At 66.9% G+C, this 23432-nt stretch carries 21 protein-coding genes; 8 read left to right on the top strand and 13 right to left on the bottom strand.

The genetic code is table 11. The annotated features are described in order from the left end of the window. Positions 1–6 precede the first annotated feature (6 nt). Together CAP37_RS16735 and CAP37_RS16730 are read left to right on the top strand one after the other, a co-directional pair. Positions 7–1287, top strand: a complete 1281-nt coding sequence (locus CAP37_RS16735) for a putative DNA modification/repair radical SAM protein (protein WP_086125355.1) — start codon at positions 7–9, stop codon at positions 1285–1287. 8 nt (positions 1288–1295) lie between these two features. Beyond that, entirely contained in the window at positions 1296–2738 is a 1443-nt protein-coding gene (locus CAP37_RS16730; protein WP_086125354.1) for a UdgX family uracil-DNA binding protein, read from the top strand. On the opposite strand, the gene CAP37_RS16725 is transcribed toward CAP37_RS16730, so the two are convergent. Then, complete coding sequence (locus CAP37_RS16725; protein WP_086125353.1) at positions 2720–3973, bottom strand: nucleoside recognition domain-containing protein; 1254 nt, start codon at positions 3971–3973, stop codon at positions 2720–2722. The genes CAP37_RS16730 and CAP37_RS16725 overlap by 19 nt on opposite strands. 155 nt (positions 3974–4128) lie before the next feature. On the opposite strand from CAP37_RS16725, the gene CAP37_RS16720 reads away from it, so the two are divergent. Then, positions 4129–4560 carry a VOC family protein gene (locus tag CAP37_RS16720; protein ID WP_086125352.1) on the top strand — a complete coding sequence of 144 codons (432 nt, stop codon included), beginning with the start codon at positions 4129–4131 and terminating at the stop codon, positions 4558–4560. A 4-nt stretch (positions 4561–4564) separates the two neighbouring features. Here the strand turns inward: CAP37_RS16720 and CAP37_RS16715 are convergent, their stop codons facing one another. Together CAP37_RS16715 and CAP37_RS16710 are read right to left on the bottom strand one after the other, a co-directional pair. After that, positions 4565–5005: a hypothetical protein gene (locus tag CAP37_RS16715; RefSeq protein WP_086125351.1), complete on the bottom strand. Its 441-nt coding sequence runs from the start codon at positions 5003–5005 to the stop codon at positions 4565–4567. 51 nt (positions 5006–5056) lie between these two features. Continuing rightward, on the bottom strand, positions 5057–6664 hold the full coding sequence (locus CAP37_RS16710) for an iron ABC transporter permease (protein ID WP_086125350.1): 1608 nt from the start codon (positions 6662–6664) through the stop codon (positions 5057–5059). A 78-nt stretch (positions 6665–6742) separates the two neighbouring features. On the opposite strand from CAP37_RS16710, the gene CAP37_RS16705 reads away from it, so the two are divergent. Beyond that, complete coding sequence (locus tag CAP37_RS16705; protein WP_086125349.1) at positions 6743–7891, top strand: ABC transporter ATP-binding protein; 1149 nt, start codon at positions 6743–6745, stop codon at positions 7889–7891. On the opposite strand, the gene CAP37_RS16700 is transcribed toward CAP37_RS16705, so the two are convergent. The 3 genes from CAP37_RS16700 to CAP37_RS16690 form a co-directional block, all read right to left on the bottom strand. Continuing rightward, the gene (locus tag CAP37_RS16700) at positions 7812–9224 is read right to left on the bottom strand and encodes a PepSY domain-containing protein (protein ID WP_218776872.1); all 1413 of its coding nucleotides are present in this window, start codon (positions 9222–9224) and stop codon (positions 7812–7814) included. The two genes, CAP37_RS16705 and CAP37_RS16700, sit on opposite strands and share 80 nt — an antisense overlap. Before the next feature lie 4 nt (positions 9225–9228). Next, entirely contained in the window at positions 9229–9720 is a 492-nt protein-coding gene (locus CAP37_RS16695; protein WP_086125347.1) for a copper chaperone PCu(A)C, read from the bottom strand. Positions 9721–9811: 91 nt separating this feature from the next. Beyond that, the gene (locus CAP37_RS16690; RefSeq protein ID WP_179190261.1) at positions 9812–10189 is read right to left on the bottom strand and encodes a DUF2946 domain-containing protein; all 378 of its coding nucleotides are present in this window, start codon (positions 10187–10189) and stop codon (positions 9812–9814) included. A 102-nt stretch (positions 10190–10291) separates the two neighbouring features. Between CAP37_RS16690 and CAP37_RS16685 the strand changes: the two genes are divergently transcribed. From CAP37_RS16685 to CAP37_RS16675, 3 genes are all read left to right on the top strand, one after another. Further along, complete coding sequence (locus tag CAP37_RS16685; RefSeq protein ID WP_086125345.1) at positions 10292–10936, top strand: glutathione S-transferase; 645 nt, start codon at positions 10292–10294, stop codon at positions 10934–10936. 206 nt (positions 10937–11142) lie between these two features. Next, a complete protein-coding gene (locus CAP37_RS16680) occupies positions 11143–12648 on the top strand; it encodes an MBOAT family protein (protein WP_086125344.1) in 1506 nt (501 codons plus the stop codon). Continuing rightward, complete coding sequence (locus tag CAP37_RS16675; RefSeq protein WP_143435962.1) at positions 12623–13720, top strand: hypothetical protein; 1098 nt, start codon at positions 12623–12625, stop codon at positions 13718–13720. The genes CAP37_RS16680 and CAP37_RS16675 overlap by 26 nt, the downstream gene beginning before the upstream one ends. On the opposite strand, the gene CAP37_RS16670 is transcribed toward CAP37_RS16675, so the two are convergent. After that, complete coding sequence (locus CAP37_RS16670; RefSeq protein WP_086125342.1) at positions 13717–15864, bottom strand: TonB-dependent receptor domain-containing protein; 2148 nt, start codon at positions 15862–15864, stop codon at positions 13717–13719. The two genes, CAP37_RS16675 and CAP37_RS16670, sit on opposite strands and share 4 nt — an antisense overlap. Beyond that, positions 15842–17977, bottom strand: coding sequence for a PQQ-dependent dehydrogenase, methanol/ethanol family (locus CAP37_RS16665; RefSeq protein WP_086125341.1), 2136 nt, complete (start codon positions 17975–17977; stop codon positions 15842–15844). The genes CAP37_RS16670 and CAP37_RS16665 overlap by 23 nt, the downstream gene beginning before the upstream one ends. Positions 17978–18221: 244 nt before the next feature. Between CAP37_RS16665 and CAP37_RS16660 the strand changes: the two genes are divergently transcribed. Then, the gene (locus tag CAP37_RS16660; protein ID WP_086125340.1) at positions 18222–19448 is read left to right on the top strand and encodes a helix-turn-helix domain-containing protein; all 1227 of its coding nucleotides are present in this window, start codon (positions 18222–18224) and stop codon (positions 19446–19448) included. Here the strand turns inward: CAP37_RS16660 and CAP37_RS16655 are convergent. The 5 genes from CAP37_RS16655 to ruvX are packed head-to-tail and all read right to left on the bottom strand — an operon-like array spanning position 19445 to position 23432. Next, entirely contained in the window at positions 19445–20182 is a 738-nt protein-coding gene (locus CAP37_RS16655; protein WP_086125339.1) for a 1-acyl-sn-glycerol-3-phosphate acyltransferase, read from the bottom strand. The genes CAP37_RS16660 and CAP37_RS16655 overlap by 4 nt on opposite strands. Next, positions 20179–21531: a dihydroorotase gene (locus tag CAP37_RS16650; RefSeq protein WP_086125338.1), complete on the bottom strand. Its 1353-nt coding sequence runs from the start codon at positions 21529–21531 to the stop codon at positions 20179–20181. Before CAP37_RS16650 ends, CAP37_RS16655 begins: the two co-directional genes overlap by 4 nt. 4 nt (positions 21532–21535) lie before the next feature. Next, positions 21536–22495 (bottom strand): aspartate carbamoyltransferase catalytic subunit, encoded by a 960-nt coding sequence (locus tag CAP37_RS16645; RefSeq protein WP_086125337.1) that lies wholly within the window; start codon positions 22493–22495, stop codon positions 21536–21538. A 2-nt stretch (positions 22496–22497) separates the two neighbouring features. Next, positions 22498–23013: a bifunctional pyr operon transcriptional regulator/uracil phosphoribosyltransferase PyrR gene (gene pyrR, locus CAP37_RS16640; RefSeq protein ID WP_256927028.1), complete on the bottom strand. Its 516-nt coding sequence runs from the start codon at positions 23011–23013 to the stop codon at positions 22498–22500. Further along, a complete protein-coding gene (ruvX, locus tag CAP37_RS16635; protein WP_256927027.1) occupies positions 23010–23432 on the bottom strand; it encodes a Holliday junction resolvase RuvX in 423 nt (140 codons plus the stop codon). The genes pyrR and ruvX overlap by 4 nt, the downstream gene beginning before the upstream one ends.

Raw genomic sequence — 23432 nt, 5'->3', positions numbered from 1 at the left:
TACAGTATGAACACCGTGGCCCGCAAGATCCGCATCCTGGCCGATGCCGCCAAATACGATGCCTCGTGCGCCTCCAGCGGTGGCACGCGACGCAACTCCAGCGACCAGAAGGGCCTGGGCTCCAACGAAGGCATGGGCATCTGCCACAGCTACGCGCCCGATGGCCGCTGCATCTCGCTGTTGAAGATCCTGCTCACCAACTGGTGCGTGTACGACTGCCTCTATTGCGTCAACCGCATCTCCAGCGATGTGGAGCGCGCGCGCTTTTCGGTGGAAGAGGTGGTCAACCTCACGCTCGATTTCTACCGCCGCAATGTCATCGAGGGTCTGTTCCTCAGCTCGGGCATCATCCGCTCGCCCGACTACACCATGGAGCAGCTGGTGGAGGTGGCGCGGCAACTGCGCGAGGTGCATGCCTTTCGCGGCTACATCCACTTGAAGACCGTTCCCGATGCCGACGAGGCTTTGCTCGCGCAGGCCGGGCGGTTTGCCGATCGCCTCAGCATCAACATCGAGCTGCCCAGCCAGACCTCGCTCGATGCACTGGCACCGGGCAAGAGCAGCCAGCAGATCCGGCAGTCAATGGCGGGCATCCGGTTGCGGCTGGACGATGCGCGCGAACAGAAGGTGCAGTCACAGCGCATCCGCTCCCTGCCCGGCCAGCAAGGCACCGGCGCCACGCCGCCGCGTTTTGCGCCGGCCGGCCAGAGCACGCAGATGATCATCGGCGCCGACGACTCAGACGACCGCTGCATCCTGCAGACCAGCGCCGCGCTGTACGCCGGGTACCGCCTGAAGCGCGTCTATTACTCGGCTTTCAGCCCGATCCCGCATGCCAGCGCCAAACTGCCCGGCCAGGCCGCGCCGCTGGTGCGCGAACACCGGCTGTACCAGGCCGACTGGCTCATGCGTTTCTACGGTTTCGACGCCGCCGAACTGGTGCTGCCCGGCGGCATGCTGTCGATGGAAACGGACCCGAAGCTGGCGTGGGCGCTGGCGCACCCGGAGTTGTTTCCGGTGGACGTGAACCGCGCTTCGCGCGAGGCGCTGCTGCGCGTGCCGGGCCTGGGCGTTCGCTCGGTGCAGCGGCTGCTGGATGCGCGCCGCGTGCGCCAGCTGCGCCGCGCCGACATGGAGCGCCTGGGCAACGCAGGCCGCAAGGCGCTGGACTTCGTGCACCTGCCGGATCACCGGCCCGGCGCGGTGGCGCTCACCCTCCAGACGCCGCCGACGCCCAGGAAGCTGGCACAGCCGGATTTGTTTGAAGCCGCCGGGGTCAGCGCCTGAGCATTGACATGCACTGGCAGGTTGACCACCAACCCAACGACGTGACGCACGCGCTGCGCGCGCTTTCGGCCGTGCTCGCCTGCGGCGCGGCGCCACAAGACGTGAAGTGGACGGAGGGTGAGGCAGCGCAAGGCGACCTGCTCGATGGAACAGCAGCGCCCCCGCCGCCCACAGAGGCGGTGCCAGGGCGCGCATTGCGGCAGTTGCCTGTCGGCTTCATGCCCCTGGCCGAGACCGTGGCCCTGCACGCGCAAGCCGACCGGTACGAGCGGCTGCACGAACTGGCCATCGATCTCGCTGACGATCCGCGTCGCTGGCGCGACGCGCTGGACCCGCGCCGACTCTCGCTGGAGCGCATGGCGCGCGAGGTTCGGCGCGAGATTCACAAGATGCACGCCTTCGTGCGCTTTCGCCAGCTCGACGAAGGCAACGGCGAGGTGCACTACGTGGCGTGGTTCGAACCGGTGCACCACATCGTGCGCGCCGCTGCGCCGTTCTTCGCCAGGCGTTTCGCCGCTATGCACTGGGCCATCCTCACCCCGGCGCTGTGCGTGCACTGGAACCGCGAAGGGCTGGAATTCACACCCGGCGTGGACCGCTCTGAGGCGCCGCCGCCCGACGCCGGTGAGGCGCTCTGGCTCGACTACTACCGCAGCATCTTCAACCCCTCGCGCGTCAAGACCGCCGCCATGTTGCGCGAGATGCCGCGCCGCTACTGGCACAACCTGCCCGAAACGCAGGCCATCTCCGGTTTGCTGCAGCAAGCGCCCGAGCGCAGTGCGCGCATGGTGGCGCAGGCCAGCGAATCGCAGCGGCGCATGCCCATCGGCGTGCCCCGCGTGGCCGAACGAGCGCCGCGCACACCGCAGGAACAACTGTCCGATCTGGGCCGGCGCGCGCGCCACTGCACCGATTGCCCCATGGCTGCGGCCGCCACGCAGACCGTGTGGGGCGAAGGCTCGGTGGGCGCGCAACTCATGATCGTGGGCGAACAACCCGGAGACCAGGAGGACCTGGCGGGCCGTCCGTTCGTGGGGCCTGCGGGCCAGCTGCTGCGCCGGGCCCTGGTCGAACTCGGCTGGCCTGCCGGGCAGCTCTACCTCACCAACGCGGTGAAGCATTTCCATTTCCTGCCGCGCGGCAAACGCCGCCTGCACAAGACGCCCGGCCAGCGCGAGGCCGAGGCGTGCGAACAGTGGCTGGAGGCGGAGATCCGGCTAGTGGCACCGCAGGCGATCCTCGCGCTGGGCGCCACCGCTGCGTCCAGTGTGCTCGGTCGCAGTGTGGGCGTGGCTCAAAGCCTGGGCAGCTGGTGGCAACGGGCCGACGGTCTGCCGGTGTGGGTGGTGCACCACCCGGCAGCGGTGCTGCGGCGTGCGGAGTCGGGCGCGCCAGATTTTGAAGCCTGGGTGGAAGCAATGCGCCCGGCGCTTCAGCGCAGCATGGCGTAGCCCACGCCAATGGCCGCCGCCAGCCCCACGGCATCGGCAAACAGCGCACAGGCCAGGGCATAGCGCGCGTGCTGCACGCCCACGCTGCCGAAGTACACCGCGAGCACATAAAAAGTGGTTTCGGTGGAACCCTGCACGATGGCGGCCAGGCGCCCGGCGAACGAATCCACGCCGTGCGTCTGCATCACGTCGATCATCAGACCGCGTGCGCCCGCGCCAGAGAGGATCTTCATCAGACCCACCGGCAACGCCGGCAGGAAATCGGTGTTCCAGCCCATGGCGGCCACGGCCGCGCCAATGCCCGAGAGCAGAAAGTCCATGCAGCCGGCGGCACGAAACACGCCGATGGCAATCAGGATGGCGATGAGGTACGGCACGATCTGGATCGCCACGCCAAAGCCTTCCTTGGCGCCTTCAATGAAGGCGTCGTACACGTTGATGCGCTTCCAGGCACCCGCCAGCACAAACAGCATCACCACGCCCAGGATCACGGCCGCGCCGGTGGTGCCCGCCACCCGCGCCGCCTGCTCTGCGGGCAGTTGCGAGAGCGCCGTGACGGCCGCCGCCAGCAGCCCACCCACCGCCAGCACCGGCAGCAGAAAACGCGCGCGCCACAGCGGCAGGCGCTGGCACACCGCCACCGCGAGCACGCCAGCCAGCAGCGCCATGAAGGTGACCAGCAAAGTGGGCAGAAAGATGTCTGCCGCGTTGAACCCCGCCCCCAGGCCCTGCTTGAGGGCGATGCTCTGGCGGATGGCGATGACCGAGGTGGGAATCAGCGTGAGGCCGGCCGTGTTCATCACCACGAACATGATCTGCGCGTGGCTGGCCGTGCCCGGAGGTTCGGTGTTGAGCGTCTGCAGCTCGCGCATGGCCTTCAGGCCCAGCGGCGTGGCGGCGTTGTCCAGCCCCAGCAGGTTGGCCGACATGTTCATGGTCATGGCGCCCTGCGCGGGGTGGCCCTGGGGTACCTCGGGGAACAGGCGCCGCAGCAGCGGACCGGCCAGCCGGGCGAGCAGCTCGATCATGCCGGCGCGCTCGCCCACGCGCATGAGCCCCAGCCAGAGCGCCATGATGCCGGCCAGGCCGAGGGAGATCTCGAAGCCGGAACGCGCGCCATCGAACATGGCGGTCATCAGGGCCTGCAGGATGCCGTATTCGCCGAGCAACCAGCGCACCACAGCGGTGGCGAACGCCACGGTGAAGAATCCGATCCAGACCCAGTTCAGCGCCATGGGGAGCGATGGTAGCCGCTGGACCCTGCCGACCATTCGTCGCCGGCCTCTGCAACGCTGTCGAAACGCCCCGGCCCGCTTCGTCGTAGCCATGCCGACAGAGCAACCGGGCTCCCTCGAGACCCGGGATTCCCTCAACTCATCCGGAGATGTCCATGTCAGTTCAGCTATCTGCCTACCTGTCTTACGACGGCAACTGCGCCGAAGCCATGAAGTTCTACGCCAAGGTGCTTGGCGCCAAGCTTGAAGCGCTCATCACCTACGGCGAGATGCCCGGTGGCGAACCCGTGCCACCCGGCCAGGCCGACCGCATCATGCACGCCTACCTGGTACACCCCGACTTCGCCATCATGGCCGGCGACGCGCCACCCGGCGTGCCGTTCCAGGGCATTCAGGGCTGCATGATGGCCATCACCTACCCCACCGTGGCCGAAGCCACGCGCGTGTTCAACGCGCTGGCTGAAGGCGGCAAAGTCGGCATGCCGCTGGGCGAAACTTTCTGGGCCGATACCTTCGGCATGGTGACCGACCGCTTCGGCACCCCATGGGGCGTGAACGGCGGACCGAGGGAGATGCCGGCCGGCTGAGCGCTCAGAGCTGGCCTTCGGTCAGCGTGTCGAGCTGGAAGCGCCCGCTGCGGTCCCACAGCCAGGTGTCCACGTACTGCACCCGCCCGAACCCGCCAGGCGAGGGAAACGGCGCGGCGGCGCGCACCAGGCGTTCGATCTCGGCCATCACCTCGGGCGCATGGCTCGGCCCGCGCAGCCAGCGCGTGGCGCCCACGCGCCCACCCTGCAGCACCTCGATCTCAAGCACACCGATGGCGTAGAGCATCGGAGGCAACTTGCCGTGGTGGATGCGATCAGGGTATTTGCGGTAAAGATGGGTCGCGGCTTCACGCTTGTAGGCAGGGCTGGCGGGCGCCTGCCCTGGCAGCGGAGGTCGGATGGAGCAGCCGGCGAGGAAGGCACCGATGCTGGTGACGGCGGCCAGTGAGAGGAACTGACGGCGATCTTCAGTGGAATTTTTCATCGGGGCATTAAAGCAGCGCGCCATGCACGGCACAAGCTGCGCAACACCCGCTTACCGCTGTCGCAAGGTGCGGCTCAGCAGAATCACCGGCACCAGGCCCACCAGCACCAGCGTGAGCGCGGGCAGCGCGGCCTCGCCCAGACGCTCGTCGCGCGCGAGCTGGTAGGTCACCACGGCCAGGGTGTCGCTGTTGAAGGGGCGCAGCACGAGCGTGGCGGGCAGCTCCTTCATCACGTCCACGAACACCAGCAGCGCAGCCGCTGCGGTGGAGCGCTTGAGCAGCGGCCAGTGCACGCGCATGGCCAGACCCAGCCCGGTGGTGCCGAGCATGCGGGCGGAATCGTCGAGGCTGGCGGGAATGCGCGTGTAGCCGCTCTGCACCGATTGCAGCGCCACCGCCGTGAACCGCACCAGGTAGGCCCACACGATGCCGAGCACGGTGGCGGTGACGAAATAGCCCACGCTGGTGTCGGGCTTGACGGCCTGCAACCAGCCCACCGGCAGAAGCAGGCCCACCACAATCACAGCGCCGGGCACGGCGTAGCCCAGGCTGGCGAGCTGTACCACGCCACGCGTGAGCGGGCCGGGACGCGCGCGCAGCGCAAAGGCCAATGCCAGCGCGATGCCGGTGGCCAGTGCGGCAGCCAGCCCCGCGAGCCACACGCTGTTGCGAGACCACTGCAGAAACGCGGTCCAGGGCAGGGTGTCCCAGCCGCCCACGAGTGGCCGCAGCATGAACACCACCGGCAGCACGAAGCCGAACAGGATCGGCAGCGCGCAAACCGCCACCGCGGCCACCGCGCGACCGCCGATCAGGCGCACGGGTTGTGCCTCGGCACTGCCCGCGCGCTGGCCGCGCAAGGTGGCAAACCTCATGCGGCGCTGTGCACGGAACTCCAGCCACAGCAGCAGTGCCACCACGGCCAGCAGCATGGTGGCCAGCTGGGCCGCCGCCGCGCGGTTGTCCATGGCAAGCCATGCCTTGTAAACGCCGGCGGTGAAGGTCTGCACGCCGAAATAGCTGACCACGCCAAAGTCGGCCAGCGTTTCCATGAGCGCCAGCGCCACGCCCGCCGCCACGGCCGGGCGGGCCAGCGGCAGCGCCACCTCGCGGATGCGGCGCGCCAGCGGCGCACCCAGCAACCTCGCGGCTTCCATCAGTTGCGCGGCGCGCTCGCCCAGCGCGGTGCGGGCGAGCAGGTACACATAGGGATACAGCGAAAAGGTAAAGACCCAGACCGCCCCGGGCGTGTTGCGGATTTCGGGGAACACCCGGCCCGACAGGCCAAAACCTTCGCGCAACCAGACTTGCAGCGGACCGCTGAACTGCAAAAAGTCGGTGTAGGCGTAGGCCACCACATAGGCAGGCATGGCCAGCGGCAGCAACAGCGCCCATTCGAAAAAGCGGCGGCCAGGAAACTCAAACAAGGTAACGATGCTGGCGGTGGCCATGCCGACCACCCCCACACCCACCGCCACGCTCGCGCAGAGCAGCAGGGTGGTGAGCGCGTACTCCGGGAGCACGGTCTGCGCCATCTGCCCGAGCACATCGCGCGCCACGGCATCGAACTGGAACCACGACCCCACCAACGCCAGCACCGGCAGCGTGAGTGCCAGAGCGAGCAGGATCAAAAGGGTCGGAGACAACCAGCGTGGCATGGGCAGGGGAAGAGATGGAAGGGCCTATGACCCACGTCAACACAAATGAGAATTGTAGTTATCTACAATGCCTCATCCATGTTCCTGAACCTCACCCAGCTCAGTGTGCGTTATGCCGGCCTGCCCCAGGCCGCCGTGGATGGCGTGTCGCTCGGGCTGCGCGCGGGGGACATCGGCGTGCTCATCGGGCCATCGGGTTGCGGCAAGACGACGCTGCTTCGCGCCGTGGCCGGCCTGGAGCGCGCCAGCAGCGGCAGCATCGTGCTTGGCGGCGAGACCGTGAGCGATGGCCAGCACCACATGCCGGCCGAGCAGCGCCGCATCGGCATGGTGTTCCAGGACTACGCCCTCTTTCCGCACCTCGACGTGGGCCGAAACATTGCCTTCGGCATCCAGAAGCTGCCGCGCGCCGAGCGCGAAGAGCGCGTGGCCGAAGTGCTGCGCCTGGTGGGCCTGGCCGGTATGCAGGCGCGCTACCCGCACGAGCTCTCGGGCGGGCAGCAGCAGCGCGTGGCGCTGGCGCGCGCGCTGGCACCGCGCCCTCGCCTGCTGCTGCTCGACGAACCCTTTTCCAATCTCGATGTGGACCTGCGCGAGCGGCTGGCACACGAGGTGCGCGGCATCTTGAAAGCGGCCGGTGCCACAGCCCTCTTCGTCACGCACGACCAGCTCGAGGCTTTTGCCATCGGCGACGTGATCGGCGTGATGCACGAAGGCCACCTGCACCAGTGGGAAGACGCCTATGCGCTCTACCACCGCCCGGCCACGCGCTTCGTGGCCGAGTTCATCGGGCACGGCGTGTTCGCACCAGCGCAGATCCGCATGGATGGCAACGATGTGACGGTGCAGACGCCGCTGGGCGCGCTGCAAGACGTGGAGGAATGCCCGCTGCCCACGGCCTACGAGGCGGGGCTGTGCGATGTGCTGCTGCGCGCCGACGACATCGTGCACGACGACCATGCGCCGGTGAAGGCGCAGATCCTGCGCAAGGCGTTCCGGGGTTCGGAGTTTCTGTACACCCTGCGCCTGGCCAGCGGCGAGGTGCTGATGACGCACGTGCCATCGCACCACAACCACGCGGTGGGCGAGTGGATCGGCATCCGCGCCGAGGTGGACCATGTGGTCACCTTCGAGCGCGGATCGGGCGCTAACTCGCCACCCGCACCGGCAGGCGCGAGACCACCAGCCAGTCCAGCAACAGCAGCGCCAGCAGCACCGCGCCACTGAGCGGGAACGCCAGTGCCACTGCGCACATCAAGGCGGCGCCTCCCTTCCACAACGGCAGATCGCGCGGCACAGGCGGTGCCACGATGCGCCAGCCGCTGCCAGCAGGCCGCCGCTTCCACCACATCACCATGCCGCTGATGCACAGCAACGCCACGCCCGCGCAGAACAGCAGGTTGAGCGCTGCGTTCCAGAGCCCCAGGTCGCCCTGGTGCAGTGCGATGCCCACCGCCATGCCTTTCGCCACCAGCGAGTAGTCGGCGAACGCGGCCTCGGCAATCACGCGGCCGCTGTACCGGTCCACATGCACCGTGCGGTCGCGCGTGGGGTTGCGCAGGTCACCGCTCATGGTGTCGGCCGAGATCGTGAACACACCGTTGTCTTCCTGCGGCAACTGGATGTGGTGCTGGCCTTCAAAGCCGAGCTGCCTCGCCAGCGCGGCCACGGTGTCCAGGTTCACGGGCTGACCGGCAGGCACGCCCACTGTGCCCGCATCGGAGCCAGAAGCGGGCAGCTGCGTCTGCTCGAGTCCCCACGGCACTTCGTGCTGGCCTGTCGCATTGAGACGGGCGTGCGTGGCATCGGACATGGGCACGTTGTCCCATTTCTCCGCGGGGAAAGATCCCCAGGGTTGAACGACCTTGCCACCCCAGATGCCGGCCCACGACAGCCCCGTGAGCAGAAAGGCCAGCAAAACCGCGCTGATCCAGAACCCCACGCTGCCATGCAGCGAACGCCACCACAGACGGCCCTTGAGGCGCAGATCCGGCACCAGCACCTGAGCCCAGCGCGTGCCACCGCGTGGCCACCACAGGTAGATGCCGGTGAGGATCATCACCACACCGAAGCCGGCGGCGATCTCGATCAGGCGGTCGCCCAGATCGTCCATGAGCAGGGTGCCGTGGATGCGCTGCGCCCAGGCGAACACGGTGTCGTCCTTGTCGACCAGGTGCAGCACGCGCGCACTGTAGGGGTCTACCGCCACCGCTTCGGTGAGGCCGTCGCGCGCCACCACGAACCAGCTGGCCTGGTCAGGGGCGCGCGGGGCCACATATTCGAGCAGCGCGCCTTGCGAGCGCAGCTCCATCACGGCCTGCGCCTGCGCGCTCACCGGTTGGGCCACCGCCTGCGGCGTGACATGAACCACCGGGCCGAGCCGCGTCTGGAAGCCGGTAAAAAACACCATCACCGCGCCGGTGACCGCGAGCATGAGCAGAAAGGGCACCACGTAGAGCCCTGTGTAGAAGTGCCAGCGCCAGGCCACCGCATGAAAACCGGAGGCGTGGGACGGCCTGATCCCCGCGTCCCGCATGGACGCGTGTTCAAGGGAAGCCATAGCCTCAGTGTTTGTGTTTGCCGTGATCGGCGGCGGCAGGTGCGGCGCCACCGGCACCGCCCAGTGGGCGAGCCGTGGCTTTCACCTCCAGCGTCTCGCGCTTGCCGTCCTGGCTTTCAAAGACCAGCGTAACAGGCACCACGTCGCCCGCCTTCACGGGTCCCTTCAGGTCCATCAGCATCACGTGGTAGCTGCCCGGCTTGAGTTCGACTGCCTTGCCTGCGGGAAGGCTCAGGCCGGCGGTGAGGGCGCGCATTTTCATCACGTCCTTCTCCATGGCCATTTCGTGGACTTCGACCACGCCAGCAACGGGAGACTTCACCGCCACCAGGCGCGTTTCGACCTTTGCGGTGAGCTGCATGAAGGCACCGGTGGCCTTCTGCTGGGCCACGGTGGCGCGCACCCAGGCGTCTTTGACTTCGACGTTGGCGGCGGGGGCCTGAGCCCAGGCGCTGGAGGTGAGGGCCAGCAGCGAAGCGATGAGAAATTTGTTCATGACGGAATCCAGCGAATGAGGGAGGGCATGGCCCGGGCCGCGAAGCGGCGGGGGCACGACAGGCAGCGCAGCGAAAACGCCGCGCGGTTCGCTAGACCCGGGGCGGCGCGCGCGACAGCGCGGCGGGCCATGGCGACGCGGGAATCGCCGATTGAAAACGCGCCTGCGGCAACCCGGTCGGCATGGCCAGCGCGAACGATGTCGAACTGATCAAGGGTGGCAGACCAGCTGCACCTTGCAGGCTGCACCACGGGCAGTGGCGCGAGGCATCGGCCATGGGTTTGCCGGCAGCCGGGTCTTCCAGACCATCGGCCTTTACCCACACCATGCCGCTGGCGCTGCAAACCTGCACCCAGCCTTCTCCACCTTGTGAAGCCACCACCGCCTGCGCCACGGCGGGCGCGAACGCGCCCATCAGCATGGCAAGCATGGCCAGCCAGGCGGCAAAACGGCGGGTGAATCGGGACATCGGCATGAGCCGGCAAGTTTATCAGCGCGTCAACTGCGGGACGCCCGCGCGGCCAGGGCAAGGCTAGGATCGTTCAACAAAACCACCCCAGGAGACACCCACATGCTCACCCTCTGCGGCTTCTCGGCCAGCAACTACTACAACAAGGTCAAACTCGCGCTGCTGGAAAAAGGCGTGCCGTTCGAAGAGGAACTGGACTGGGTCGGCGAAACCGACATTGCCTGCAGCCCGCTGGGCAAGGTGCCCTACCTCAAGACCGACCAGGGCGCCATGTCGGAATCGACCGTGATCCTGGAGTACGTGGAAGACGCCTACCCGCAGAAACCGCTCATGCCACAGGACGCGTTCGAGGCGGCCAAGGTGCGCGAGCTGCTGCGTTACATCGAACTGCACCTCGAGCTCGTGGCCCGCAACCTCTACCCCGAGGCCTTCTTCGGCGGCAAGGTGAGCGAGACGGCCAAGGAGAAGATTGGCCAGCAACTGGAAAAGAACATTGCAGCGTTCGGCCAGATCGCAAAGTTCTCTCCCTTCGTGGCTGGCAGCCAGTTCACCCTGGCCGACTGCGCGGCCGCCGTGCACCTGCCACTGGTGGCCAGCGCCACCAAGATCATCTATGGCCGCGACTACATGGCCGGTCTGCCGGTGCGCGAGTACCTGAAGACGGTGGGCGAGCGCGCCACCGTGCAGAAGGTGAACGCGGACCGCAAGGCGAACACCGAGCTGATGCTTGCGCGGGTAAAGAAGTAACACCCACCTCCCTCACCGAGCGACATGCTCGTGGGATGAATCGCCCTTCCCAGACCTGAAGCAGCACCCTTCGTGCCCTCTGCGCAGCGCTTCAGCACTTTGCTGATTGCCGCCGCCCGCAATCGCTAGATTCCAGCACCGTCCGCGCTCGTCCAGGCCCTCTCAGGCCAGGCGACGCGGCATTCCATCAATTCACTTGATGCGACGTGCTGTTCAACTCCTACACCTTTCTCTTCTTCTTCCTCCCGGTCGCTCTTGGCGGTTTTTTTCTGGTCGGGAGGTACCACACCACCGCCGCCGCTGCATGGCTGCTCGGTGCGTCGCTGGTGTTCTACGGCATGTGGAATGTGGCCTACGTGCCGTTGCTGCTGGGCTCGATCACTTTCAACTACATCGTCGGCGTCAACCTCAGCCGGTATGCCGCCGGGGGGCAGGATCTGAAAGCGAAATGGCTCATTCGCTTCGGAATCACGAGCAACCTGCTGCTGCTGGGCTACTACAAGTACGCCAACTTCTTCGTGTCGAGTACAGGAGCCCTGCTGGGTGATCCTTGGCAGATCGAGCAGATCATCCTGCCCATCGGCATTTCCTTTTTCACCTTCACGCAGATTGCCTTCCTGGTGGATGCGCACAGAGGCGAAGTGAAGGAGACCAACTTCATTCACTACGGTCTGTTCGTCACCTACTTCCCCCACCTGATCGCGGGGCCGGTGTTGCACCACAAGGAAATGATGCCGCAGTTCGCGAACAAGCTCACCTACAGACCGAAGTGGGATCAGTTCGCTGCCGGCATCGCGATCTTCACGATCGGGTTGTTCAAGAAGGTGGTCATTGCGGACGGCATCGCCCCGTATGCCAGCCCGGCATTCGATGCCGCCGCAGCGGGCCATGCGCTTTCGATGTTCGAGGCCTGGGGCGGCGCGCTCGCATTTTCGTTTCAGCTGTACTTTGATTTTTCGGCTTATTGCGACATGGCGATCGGCCTGTCATGCCTGTTCGGTGTCCGGTTGCCGCTGAATTTCAACTCGCCGTACAAGGCCGTCAACATCATCGAGTTCTGGCGGCGCTGGCACATGACCCTGTCTCGCTTTCTGCGCGACTACCTCTACATTTCGCTGGGCGGCAACCGCAGGGGCAAGTGGCGAAGGCATCTGAACCTGTTCATCACCATGGTGCTGGGCGGCCTGTGGCATGGCGCCGGGTGGACCTTTGTGGCGTGGGGGGCGCTGCACGGCCTGTACCTCATGGTCAACCATGCCTGGCGCAGCTGGCGCGCGCGGCAGGGGGACGGCCTGCAAACGCCAACAGCCGCGGGCCGGTGGCTGGCCACCGGCCTGACCTTCGTGGCGGTGGTGATCGCCTGGGTGTTCTTCAGGGCCGCAAACATGCCGGCCGCCATGACCATGATCGAGGCCATGGCGGGTCTGAACGGCATTCCCATCAGCACGGACGATTTCACCGCCTACAACCACATCTCTTCGGCGCCTTCGAAGCTGCTTCTCGCCCTGATTCTGTGTGCCACCGTGGTGTGGTTCTTTCCGAACTCACAGGAGATCCTGGCCGACCACCAACCTGCCCTCGCCTCCGTGACGACGAACAGTCGCATCCGTTGGCGGCCCACCCTCTTGTGGACCGTGCTGATCGCACTGTCTCTCTTCAAGGCCATACTCGACATGGGTCAAGTCAGTGAGTTTCTCTACTTCCAGTTCTAGAGCGCACCGGAACTTCTCCATCGGAATCCTCCTGCTGGCGTTCCTGCCGGCGGCACTGTTCTTCTGCGTCGGCATCTACCTGCAACCCCTGGACGGGGATCTCACCCGAATCGGCTCGCATGCGGAGCGGGACCATGGCTGGAATGGACCGCAGGCGGTGTTCGATCAACCACGGTACACCCAGGAGGACTACACCCGGAAGCACGACATGGTGGTGGTCGGCGATTCGTTCGCCATGGCCATGCCGCTTCACCAATGGCAGAACCAGGTCGCCGCAGCCACTGGCATGTCGATCGTCACGGTGAGTTCGTACACCACCACGGTGCAAGAGATTCTGCAGAGCAGCGTCTTTGCTTTGCAGCCACCGAGGTACTTCGTGCTCACCTACACCGAGCGGCACTTCCCCTCACAGATCGGCAAGGATGTTCAGTGCGACGGTTTCGTTCCTGTGCTGCCCATCCTCCGCCCTGTCGCGGCGAAACCTGCATCGGCCCTGCCCACCATCGACCATCCCCGAATCCTGCACCGGCAGACCCACTGGAGCGATTGGCGGGATGTCAAACTGGCCCACGCCGCAAAACATGTGGTGTACAGCGTGGTCCGCAGGGCTTTCGACTACGAGCCCACCAAGGCGCTGATCATCGGGCTGAGTCGGCCAGATTTGTTCTCCAGCGCAAAACCATCGAGCACGCTGGTGTTCCGTGGCGATGTGGAGAAAGTTGCCCAGTGGCGGGAGGCAGGGCTCGACGAGTTGAGCTGCCGCATCGAGAAGCTGCGGCAAAGGGTGGAAGCCAACGGCCACACCCGATTCATTCTCTTGGTGCCGCCCGACAAACTGACCGCCTACAGCCCCTGGACAACCCGCCGGGATCTCCAATCGTTGAGCCAGCTCGCAGAGCTCTCGCAGCGGCACCCCGCGGTGATGCCGCGCCTGGACCAGGCGTTGATCTCCGCTATCGACCGGGGGCACCAGGACGTCTACCTGCCCAACAACACCCACTGGGGCTCCAGCGGGCACCTGGTGGTCGCGCAGACGCTGATCGATTTCATGAAACTGCCGGCGCGGCCCTAGGGAAACCGCCGCACCAGCTCCACGCCCACGAACACCGAGCGTCTCGCGCCAGGTTCAAAGAAGCGGCCGTTGCCTTCGTTGACGATCACCGAACCCGCATGCACGCGATCCGTGAGGTTGTCGATGCGCAGGAACTGGCGCCAGGTCCAGTCGCCCCGGTTCTGCTCGAAGCGCACGCCCAGGTTGAACAAAGTGCTGGCCTCGGCGAAATCGGTGTTGCGGTCGTTCACTGCCATGCGCCCGGTGTGCGTGGCTTCCAGCGAAAACACGCTGCCGGCCCAGCCCGGTTTCCACGCCACCTGCACAAAGGCCTGCTGCCTTGCCAGCCCGGGCATGCGGTTGCCGGCTGCCACTGGCACGGTGGGCGTGGCGCAGGGCGTGGCGGTGCAGGTGAGGAAACCGTCGCGGTAGCGCGCGTCCATCCAGGTGTAGGCCGGGGTCACGGTGAACGGCCCCCACTCGAGCACGCCTGAGAGCTCCAGCCCGTGGCGGCGCGTGCGCCCGGCGTTCTGAAAGGTGGACCGACCGCCGCTGTTGGAGAGCACCACGATTTCATCGCGCGTGCGGGTTTCAAACAGCGTTGCGCTCCAGGTGCCCCAGCCCTGCCGGCCGCGCAAGCCCCCTTCTGCGCTCAAGCTGCGCGAGGCGTTGAGCGCGGGGTTCAGACCCGTGAGGCCCGAAGCACGGTAGGCCACTTCGTTCAGCGTGGGCGTTTCCAGACCACGGCCGAGGCTGGCGAAAGCCTGCAGCTGCGGCGTGATCTCGCGGCGCACGCCGAGCACGGGGCTGAAACCATCGAAGCGCACGCTCCCGCTGTCGTCCGGGTTGCCCGCGGCGATGTAGCGGTCTGCCGAGGTGAAGCGCACGGTGGAATGCCGCAGGCCCGCCATCAGCGTGGTGGCGTCGGTGCGCCACTCGGCCTGCACGTAGGGGTCGAGCGTGCTGGCACGGTTGGTCTCGTCGCGGCGCAGGTTGCCCAGCACACCCAGCGTGGGGCCGATGAAGTTCTCGTACCCCCGGCGCACTTCGCTCTGCCGGTCCAGCGCCAGGCCGGCGCTCACGGTGAGGCGCTGCCCGTTGTCGTAGGTGCGGTCGAGACGCCAGCGAGCGTTCCAGCCCCAGTAGTCGCGCGCCAGGTCGATCACGCCACCAGCGCTGCCGGGTGGAATCTGCGCGCCGGTGGGAATGGCCTGAAACTGCCGCACGCCGCGCTGGCCGCCGTAGCCCATGAGCTCGATGCGGTGGCCCTGCCCCAGCGCTTGTTCCCACGCCAGCCCAAGCTGGGTTTGCGAAACGGTCTTGCGGGTGTCGAACTGGGTGGCCACGGCCGTGGTCTGGCCCGGGTCGGCGTTGAACTCGGCGCGCGTGAGGCCCAGCGGGTCTTGCGCGGCACTGATCTGGCGGTTGAACACCAGCACGCTGCGCCCGCCTTCGTGGGCGCGCGTGAGCTTGAGGTTGCCGCTGGCGCGCGAGGCCGCAGATTGCGCACGCTCGCCGCCGGTGGCGAACTTGCCCACGTCGAGTGTGTAGCCCCAGCCGGGCGCGGCCTCGCTGCCCGTGCGGCCACTGAGCTGGGTGGACAGGCGCCACAAACCGTTGGCTCCCGTGGCCACCCCGGTGCGCCACTCGGTGGGCTCCTGGCCGTCCTGCGTGTAGAGCGCGATGGCGCCGCCTGCGGAAGCGCCGTACAACGCGGAGAACGGCCCCCGGATCACCTCGATGCGTTCGGCACTGCCCAGCGGAAAATTCGCCGCCTGGCCCTGCCCATCCGGCGCGCTGGCCGGAATGCCGTCCACATACAGGCGCACGCCGCGCACACCGAACGGCGCACGGGCGCCATACCCGCGCACCGAAATCTGCAAATCCTGCGCGTAGTTCTGGCGGTTGCGCACCACGAGGCCCGGCACGCGGCCGAGGCCTTCGGAGAGGTTGATCTGCAACTGGCCGGCGCGCAGCTCTTCGCCTTCGATCACCTCCACCGAACCCGGCGAGCGCCAGCTGCTTTGCCAGGCGCTCTCCCCCGTCACGATCACTGGCGCCAGCGCGCCAGCGGTGTCCTCGCGCTCAGGGGTCTGGGCGTGTGCAAAGCTGCTTGTCGCCAGCAGAACAAGACAGGCGCATCTAGTTCTTCGGCCGAATGGCATCGGCTGTGCCTTGAATGAACGCTTTGATTTTCTGGACGTCATCGGGGCTGAGCTTACCGGTGAAGTCCGGCATGCCGCGCGCGGAGGCCGGACCGTTGAACACGAACTTGTCGAGATTCTCGATGAAGGACGCGTCCATGTAGCCGAGGTTGGGAATGTTGCCGCCCCGATCCACACCGGGAACGCCGTGGCAGAACACGCAGTTGCTCACGTAGAGCCCGGTGCCGGCGGGCACATGGGCGGGGTCGTACTTCACACCCGCCACAAGCTTGCCGAGCTGGTAATTGACGAACGCCGGGGGCTGCGCCTTGCCGCCCACCGCGAAGGTGTAGACCGTGCCCGGGCCTTGCCGGTCGGTGGCGCGCTGCGCCAGACCGTACACACCGCCCCAGCCCACCGCGATGGACACGTACTGCTTGCCGTCGACCAGGTAGGTGGATGGCGCGGCAATCACACCGGTACCGGTGGGCGTTTCCCACAGCTGCTCGCCCGTGGCGGCGTTGTAGGCGATGAAGCGGCCGTCGGCCGTGCCCTGGAACACAAGGTTGCCGGCGGTGGTGAGGGTGCCCCCGTTCCAGGGCGAGATCTGCTCCTTGGTCCAGCGCGCCTCCTGCTTGATCGGGTCCCAGGCCACCAGGCGGCCGAAGGGCTTGCTGGTGGGCGGCTCCACGTTGGCGAAGGTGGCCAGGTTCCAGCCCATGTTGGCGTGCGGCTCGCCGGGTCGGTCGGCGTTGAACTTCCAGTCCTTGTTGTCCATGAGCGTGAGTGGCACGCCCTGCACCGGCATGTAGACCAGGCCCGTGGCCGGGTTGTACGACATGGAATGCCAGTTGCGTGCACCGAAGGCGCTGGGGATGATTTCGCGCGGGCGGTCGGCCGTGCGGGCGGCAGCGGTCTCGATCGGGCGGCCGTTCTTGTCGTAGCCGGTGGCCCAGTTCACGTCGACGAAATTTTTCGCCGAGATGAACTTGCCGTTGGTGCGGTCAATGACGAAGAAGAAACCGTTCTTGGGTGCGTGCAGGATCACCTTGCGCGGCTTGTTGCCGACCTTGATGTCGGCCAGGATCATCGGCTGCGTGGAGGTGTAGTCCCAGTTGTCGCCCGGGGTTTCCTGGTAGTGCCAGACGTACTTGCCGGTGTCGGGGTTGAGCGCGACGATGGAGGCGAGGTAGAGGTTGTCGCCGCCGGCCGGGCTGCGCTTCTTCTGCGCCCACGGCGAACCGTTGCCGGTGCCGATGTACATCAGGTTGAGGTCGGGGTCGAACGCCATGGCGTCCCACGCGGTGCCGCCGCCACCGGCCTCCCACCACTTGCCGGCGGGGTCCCAGGTCTTCGCGGCCCTGGCCATCGATTCGTCTTCAAACGGCTTGCTCGGGTCACCCGGCACGGTGAACCAGCGCCATTTCTGGTCGCCGGTCTTCGCGTCGTAGGCCGTGATGTAGCCGCGCACGCCGTACTCGGCACCGCCGTTGCCGATGATCACCTTGCCCTTGAAGACGCGCGGCGCACCGGTGATGGTGTAGCTGAACTTGCGGTCAATGATGGTGTCCTTCTCCCACACCTTGGCGCCGGTGGCCGCGTCCAGCGCGATCAGGCGGCCGTCGTACGCGGCCACGAACACCTTGCCCTCGTGCAGCGCCACGCCGCGGTTGACCACGTCGCAGCAGCCCTTGTAGCCGGCTTCGCGCGAGACCTTGGGGTCAAACGTCCAGATGCGCTGCCCGGTGCGCACGTTCACCGCGTGCACGATGCTCCAGGACGCCGTGACGTACATGATGCCGTCGACCACCAGAGGTGTGGACTCCACGCCGCGCGAGGATTCGAGGTTGTACGACCAGACCAGGCCGAGTTCCTTCACGTTGTTGGTGGTGATCTGGTTCAGCTTCGAGTGGCGCGTCTCGGCGTAATCCAGCCCGTAGCTGGGCCAGTCGGCGGTCTGCTTCGCGTTGTTTTTCATGAACGCGGCGTTCACCTTGTTCACCGTGGTGCTGATGTGCGCCGCCGAACCCTTGGCCGGGGCTTGCTGCGCCAGTGCGCTGCCCGCGAAGGCCAGCAGGGTGAGAAGGCAGGCCAGTGTGCGCCGCCCGATGACGGGGAATGGATTCGGTTTCATCGTGTCTCCTGGTGCGGCCCGATGGCAACGGGCCTGGCGTGGGGTGCCCCGCCATTCGGGCGCAGGGCAGACAAATCGTCGTCTTCCGGCGCCAACGTTTCACCTTCGGGATTTCCCTTAATCCAATGTGTTCCGGCGTGGAACACATGCGAGGAGGGCCAAGGGCTTACCCGCATGCGCGGGCGTTTCGATGGGCCGGATACTGCGTTCCGAGACAACCGCAGGACCACGCGAGGACACCGCCATGCCCCAGACATCGACGGGACGCCAGCACGCGCCGCACCAGCTTTTTTTTCGAACCGCAGAACAGCGCACAGCGCTGGCGCGCCAGCAATTCTTCGACGAAGGCGCACGGCCTTCGGGCCTGGTCGGCGAGGCGGTCATCCAGTCCTGGTTGCGCTGCTGCAAGGCCCGCCAGGACCCGGGTGAACGGGTGAGTTTCGAGCAGGTCACGCGCAGCCGCGCGCACGCCACGCTGAACCGCAACCGACAGCTCATGCAGGCCGGCAACCACGAGCTGAACCACATGGAAGCGGCCCTCAGTGGAACCGACTGCCGGGTCCTCCTGACCGACGCGCACGGCGTGATCATTCATGCCACCGAACTCACGCCGACTGCAGGCCAGCCGCTGCTCAAGACCGCCTCGCGCGTGGGCGTGAACATTGCGGAAACGCACATTGGAACCACCGCGCCCGGCATCGTGGTGCGCAGTGGCGAGGCCTGCACGGTAGCCGGTGCCGAGCATTTCTTTCAGTGCCTGCAAGGCCTGCACTGCGCCGCCGCGCCCATTCACGACATCCACGGTCAGCTCGCCGGTGTGCTCGACATCTCGGTGGAAGGTGGGCCGTTCCACTTCGACGCCGCTTCGGTGGTGGGCCTGTACGCCACCACCATCGAAAACCGCTTGCTCCAGCTGCAGTCGGTCGAACACCTGGTGCTGCACTTCCAGGCCAGCCCCACGCTGCTGGACACGCCGCTTGAAGCGCTCGCCGGCATCGATGCCAGTGGCCGCGTGCTCTGGCTCAACGCGGTGGCGCGCCGACTCACCGGTTGCACCGCGCAGGGTCAACCCATGGTGGAAGACGTGTTTGGTGCCACGCTGGGCTGGCTGCTCGGCCTGCCACGGCAGACCTCGGTGCAGACGCTGCACCTGCCGCATGGCCTGGGCGTGTGGATCAAAGGCCGGCTCACAGCCCCCGATGGCGCCGACTTCAAGCACGCCGTGCCGGTGTCCCGACCCACGCCGCAGGCCGCCGTGCAGCCCCAGTTGCAGGCCGCCATCCCCGAGGCCGAATCCGACAACACGGCCTCACGCTCCACCCTGGTGGACCACAGCCAGCGGTTGATCGAGAGCACGCTGGCTCAATGCGGCGGGAACATCGCCAAGGCGGCGCGGGCGCTGGGGGTTTCGCGGGGGATGTTGTATCGGCGGTTGCAGAAGGCGCGAGGGCAGGAAGGCGACGCTCGCTAGGACGCCAGCAGCCGCGCCACCTCGTCCTGCATGTCGCGCGCCCAGGTTCGCCGGTCCCGCCCTTGCGGCATCTGCGGCTCGCCGTAGCGCACCACCACCTGCACACCATCGGCGCACAGCGTCGCCCAGATCGAGCCCACCAAGGTGGCATCACCCACGAACACCGGTGCGTCGTGCCGTTCGCCGGTGCGGCTGTCGATGAAGCGCAGGGCCACCGGCAGGATGGGGGCGTTGGCCGAGATGGCGGCCTGGAACAGGTTGGCGTGAAAGGGCAGCAAGGCACGGCCGTCGCCGGTGGTGCCTTCGGGAAAGATGGCCAGAATGTCGCGCTCGCGCAGGCGCTCGGCCATGTGGTGCACCATGCGCATCGCGTCGCGCCGGTTGCCGCGTTCGATGTAGAGCGTGCCGGCACCCGTGATGAGCGCGCCGAGCAGCGGCCAGTGCTTCGCGTCGGATTTGGACACAAAGCGAGCGGGCTGGGCGGCATTCATCACCAGGATGTCGAGCCACGACATGTGGTTGGCCACCACGAGCAGCGGGCCGCTGGTGGGGGGATCACCGCGCACCACCAGCTCCACCCCCATGATGCGCAGCATCTGGCGGGACCATTCGCGCACCAGCAGCTCGGTCTGCGATGGGGTGAGGCGACCAAACTCCGTGCGGATGATCCACAGACCGCGCACCACGTGGCCCGTGGCGCGCACGACACGCCAGAGCGCGCGCAGGTGCTTCACGCGGTCGAGGCGCCTTCGGCCTGCTGATCCGCACCCGCTTGATGTGCGAGCTGCCCACCCACCAGCGTGGCTCGCACCGACACCGGCAGCTCGTGGCCACCAAAGGGCGTGTGCTTGCCCTGGCTGCGCAGCGCCGAAGGGCTCACTGTCCAGGGGCTGTTCGCGTCAAAGATGCAGATGTCGGCCACGCCGCCCACTGCCAGCCGGCCTACGCTGGCCTGCAGCGTGCCCAGACTGGCACCCAGCACCGCCTGCGGACCGCTGGTGAGCACCGTCAGCGCCTGCATCAGCCCCAGGCCGTCCTGCTGAGCCCAGGTGCAGGCCAGGCCGAGCAGCAGCTCGACCGCCGTGGCGCCGGGATCGGCCTCGGCAAAGGGCAGCGTCTTGGCGTCGCTGTCCACCGGGTTGTGGTCGGACACCAGCGCGTCGATGGTGCCGTCGGCAAGACCGGCGCGCAGGGCGTCTCTGTCGCGCTGCTGGCGCACCGGTGGCTGCAGGCGCAGGCGGCTGTCGTAGAAGCCGATGTCCACGTCGGTCAGGTGGAGGTTGTGCACGCTCACATCGCAAGTGACGGGCAGGCCTTCGGCCTTGGCCTGGCGCACCAGCGCAAGACCGGCGGCACTGCTGATGCGGCACAGGTGCACGCGCGCATTCGGGCTGCCGGGCGTTTTGCCCTGCACACCGCGCATGAGTTCAAACAGCGTGTGCAGCGCAATGGTTTCGGCCGCTGCGGGAATGCCCGCGAGGCCCAGGCGCGTGGCCAGCGGGCCACTGGCGGCCACGCCCTTGCCGAGCCAGAAGTCTTGCGGGCGCAGCCACACCGTGTAGCCGAAGGTGGCGGCGTACTGCAGCGCACGCTGCAGCACCTGCACATTGACGATGGGCACCTCGGCCTGGCCGAACCCGATGCAGCCGGATTCGGTGAGCTCGGCCATTTCGGTGAGCACCTCGCCCTGCAGACCGCGCGTGAGCGCACCCAGCGGAAACACGCGCGCCAGATGGAGCTTCTCGGCGCGGAACTTGAGCATGTCCACCAGACCGGGTTCGTCGAGCACGGGGTCGGTGTCGGGCGGACAAACCAGCGAGGTCACGCCACCCGCCACGGCCGCCGCCATCTCACTTTCCAGCATGCCGGCGTGTTCCTGGCCCGGCTCGCGCAGGCGCACGGCGAGATCCACCAGACCAGGCGCCACCACGCAGCCGGTGGCGTCGATGGTGCGGTTCGCATGGAAGTCCGCACCCACATTGCCGATGGCGATGATGCGACCCGCGGCGATGGCCACATCGGCCATCTCGTCACGACCGGTGGCCGGGTCCATCACCCGACCGTTCTGGATCAAAATTTTCATGTTGTTATGCCTCGTTCCCTGCAACGATGCCCATGACCGCCATGCGCACCGCGATGCCGTAAGTCACCTGCGGCAGGATCACGCTCTGCGGCCCGTCCACCACCGCCGAGTCGATCTCCACGCCCCGGTTGATCGGCCCCGGGTGCATGACGATGGCATCGGGTTTGGCCCAGCGCAGGCGCTCGGTCGTGAGCCCGAAGCTCTTGAAATACTCTTGGCTGGACGGCAGCAGCGCACCGCTCATGCGCTCGTTCTGCAGGCGCAGCGTGATCACCACGTCGCAGCCCTTGATGCCTTCTTCCAGCGTGTGGCACACGCGCACGCCCATGTGCGAGAGATCGCTCGGCACCAGCGTGCGCGGGCCGACCACACGCACGTCGGGACAGCCCAGCGTGGTCAGGGCGTGGATGTCGGAGCGCGCCACGCGCGAATGCAGCACGTCGCCCACGATGGCCACCGAGAGCTTGGTGAAGTCCTGCTTGTAGTGGCGGATGGTGTACATGTCGAGCAGCCCCTGCGTGGGGTGCGCGTGGCGACCGTCGCCAGCGTTGACCACGTGCACATGCGGTGCCACATGCTGCGCAATGAGATAAGGCGCGCCCGACTCGCTGTGGCGCACCACGAAGATGTCGGCCGCCATGGCGCTGAGGTTGGCGATGGTGTCGAGCAGCGATTCGCCCTTCGCGGTGGAGCTGCGCGCGATGTCGAGGTTGATCACGTCGGCACTCAGGCGCGTGGCGGCGATCTCGAAGGTGGTGCGGGTGCGGGTGCTGTTTTCGAAGAACAGGTTGAACACGCTTTTGCCGCGCAGCAACGGCACCTTCTTCACCTCGCGATTGCTCACGCTCACGAAGTTGGCCGCGGTGTCCAGAATCTGCGTGAGGATGTCGCGCGAGAGGCCCTCGGTGGAGAGCAGGTGAATCAGTTCACCATTCTTGTTGAGCTGGGGATTGCGTTGCGTCACGTTCAGACTTCCTCTTTTTCCAGCACGAAGCTCAGGCGGCCACCGTCGTCGCGCGCAAGATCGAGCGACTGACCCTGAGGCAGCTGGACCCGCGCAGCGCAGAAGTTGGCTTCGATGGGCAGCTCGCGCCCACCCCGGTCGACCAGCACCGCCAGCCGTACGCTGGCCGGGCGGCCGTAGTCGAAAAGTTCGTTGATCACGGCACGCAGCGTGCGGCCGGTGTAGAGCACGTCGTCGATCAGGAGCACATGCGCACCGTTCACGTCAAAGGGCAGCACGGTCTGCGCGCTGGCGGCCAGGCCGCGTTGGGCGAAATCGTCGCGGTGCATGCTGGAGGAGATCACGCCAGCGCCCCCAGGCAGGCCAAGGTCGCGCTGCAGGCGCTCGGCGAGCCAGGCGCCGCCCGAGGTGATGCCGGCCAGAACCAGCGGATGGGGCGCCGCCGAGATGAGTGCCTTGACGCCGCTCAGCAGCTCCGCGTAGAGCGCCTCGGCGTCGGGCAGGGAAGAAGAAGTCAAGGCAGGCTCCTCAGGAACTGTTCCAGGATGATGCAGGCCGATGCGGCGTCGGCGTCTTTCGCGCCCAGGCTGTGGGCTTCGGTGGTGCTGTAGCGCTCGTCCACCTCGAACACCGGCAGGCCATGGCGGCCCCGAAGCTGACGGGCGAACTTCAGCGCACGGGCGGTGTTTTCGTGGGGCGCGCCATCGGGGTGGAAGGGCACGCCCACCACCAGCGCGTCGGGCTGCCATTCTTTCAGGCGTTGGGCGATCAGCTCGAAACGCGCATCACCTTCGGCGGCGATGGTGGCCTGCGGTGTGGCGCTGCGCGTGAGGCGGTTGCCGGTGGCCACGCCGGTGCGTTTGAGTCCGAAATCGAACGCCAGGAACAACTGGCAATGCGCCGGGACTTCAAGGGTCGTGGGCGCGGGTGTGTTCAC

This window comes from Hydrogenophaga sp. IBVHS1, assembly GCF_002127265.1.
In the GTDB taxonomy this organism is placed as follows: domain Bacteria; phylum Pseudomonadota; class Gammaproteobacteria; order Burkholderiales; family Burkholderiaceae_C; genus Hydrogenophaga.
This window is presented reverse-complemented; position numbering and strand designations above follow the sequence as displayed.

Excerpts from the sequence above, each read along its gene's own strand:
- CAP37_RS16735 (WP_086125355.1), top strand. The coding sequence starts at position 7 with ATGAACACCGTGGCCCGCAAGATCCGCATCCTGGCCGATGCCGCCAAA.
- CAP37_RS16730 (WP_086125354.1), top strand. The coding sequence starts at position 1,296 with ATGCACTGGCAGGTTGACCACCAACCCAACGACGTGACGCACGCGCTG.
- CAP37_RS16725 (WP_086125353.1), bottom strand. The coding sequence starts at position 3,973 with ATGGCGCTGAACTGGGTCTGGATCGGATTCTTCACCGTGGCGTTCGCC.
- CAP37_RS16720 (WP_086125352.1), top strand. The coding sequence starts at position 4,129 with ATGTCAGTTCAGCTATCTGCCTACCTGTCTTACGACGGCAACTGCGCC.
- CAP37_RS16715 (WP_086125351.1), bottom strand. The coding sequence starts at position 5,005 with ATGAAAAATTCCACTGAAGATCGCCGTCAGTTCCTCTCACTGGCCGCC.
- CAP37_RS16710 (WP_086125350.1), bottom strand. The coding sequence starts at position 6,664 with ATGCCACGCTGGTTGTCTCCGACCCTTTTGATCCTGCTCGCTCTGGCA.
- CAP37_RS16705 (WP_086125349.1), top strand. The coding sequence starts at position 6,743 with ATGTTCCTGAACCTCACCCAGCTCAGTGTGCGTTATGCCGGCCTGCCC.
- CAP37_RS16700 (WP_218776872.1), bottom strand. The coding sequence starts at position 9,224 with ATGGCTTCCCTTGAACACGCGTCCATGCGGGACGCGGGGATCAGGCCG.
- CAP37_RS16695 (WP_086125347.1), bottom strand. The coding sequence starts at position 9,720 with ATGAACAAATTTCTCATCGCTTCGCTGCTGGCCCTCACCTCCAGCGCC.
- CAP37_RS16690 (WP_179190261.1), bottom strand. The coding sequence starts at position 10,189 with ATGTCCCGATTCACCCGCCGTTTTGCCGCCTGGCTGGCCATGCTTGCC.
- CAP37_RS16685 (WP_086125345.1), top strand. The coding sequence starts at position 10,292 with ATGCTCACCCTCTGCGGCTTCTCGGCCAGCAACTACTACAACAAGGTC.
- CAP37_RS16670 (WP_086125342.1), bottom strand. The coding sequence starts at position 15,864 with ATGCCATTCGGCCGAAGAACTAGATGCGCCTGTCTTGTTCTGCTGGCG.
- CAP37_RS16665 (WP_086125341.1), bottom strand. The coding sequence starts at position 17,977 with ATGAAACCGAATCCATTCCCCGTCATCGGGCGGCGCACACTGGCCTGC.
- CAP37_RS16660 (WP_086125340.1), top strand. The coding sequence starts at position 18,222 with ATGCCCCAGACATCGACGGGACGCCAGCACGCGCCGCACCAGCTTTTT.
- CAP37_RS16650 (WP_086125338.1), bottom strand. The coding sequence starts at position 21,531 with ATGAAAATTTTGATCCAGAACGGTCGGGTGATGGACCCGGCCACCGGT.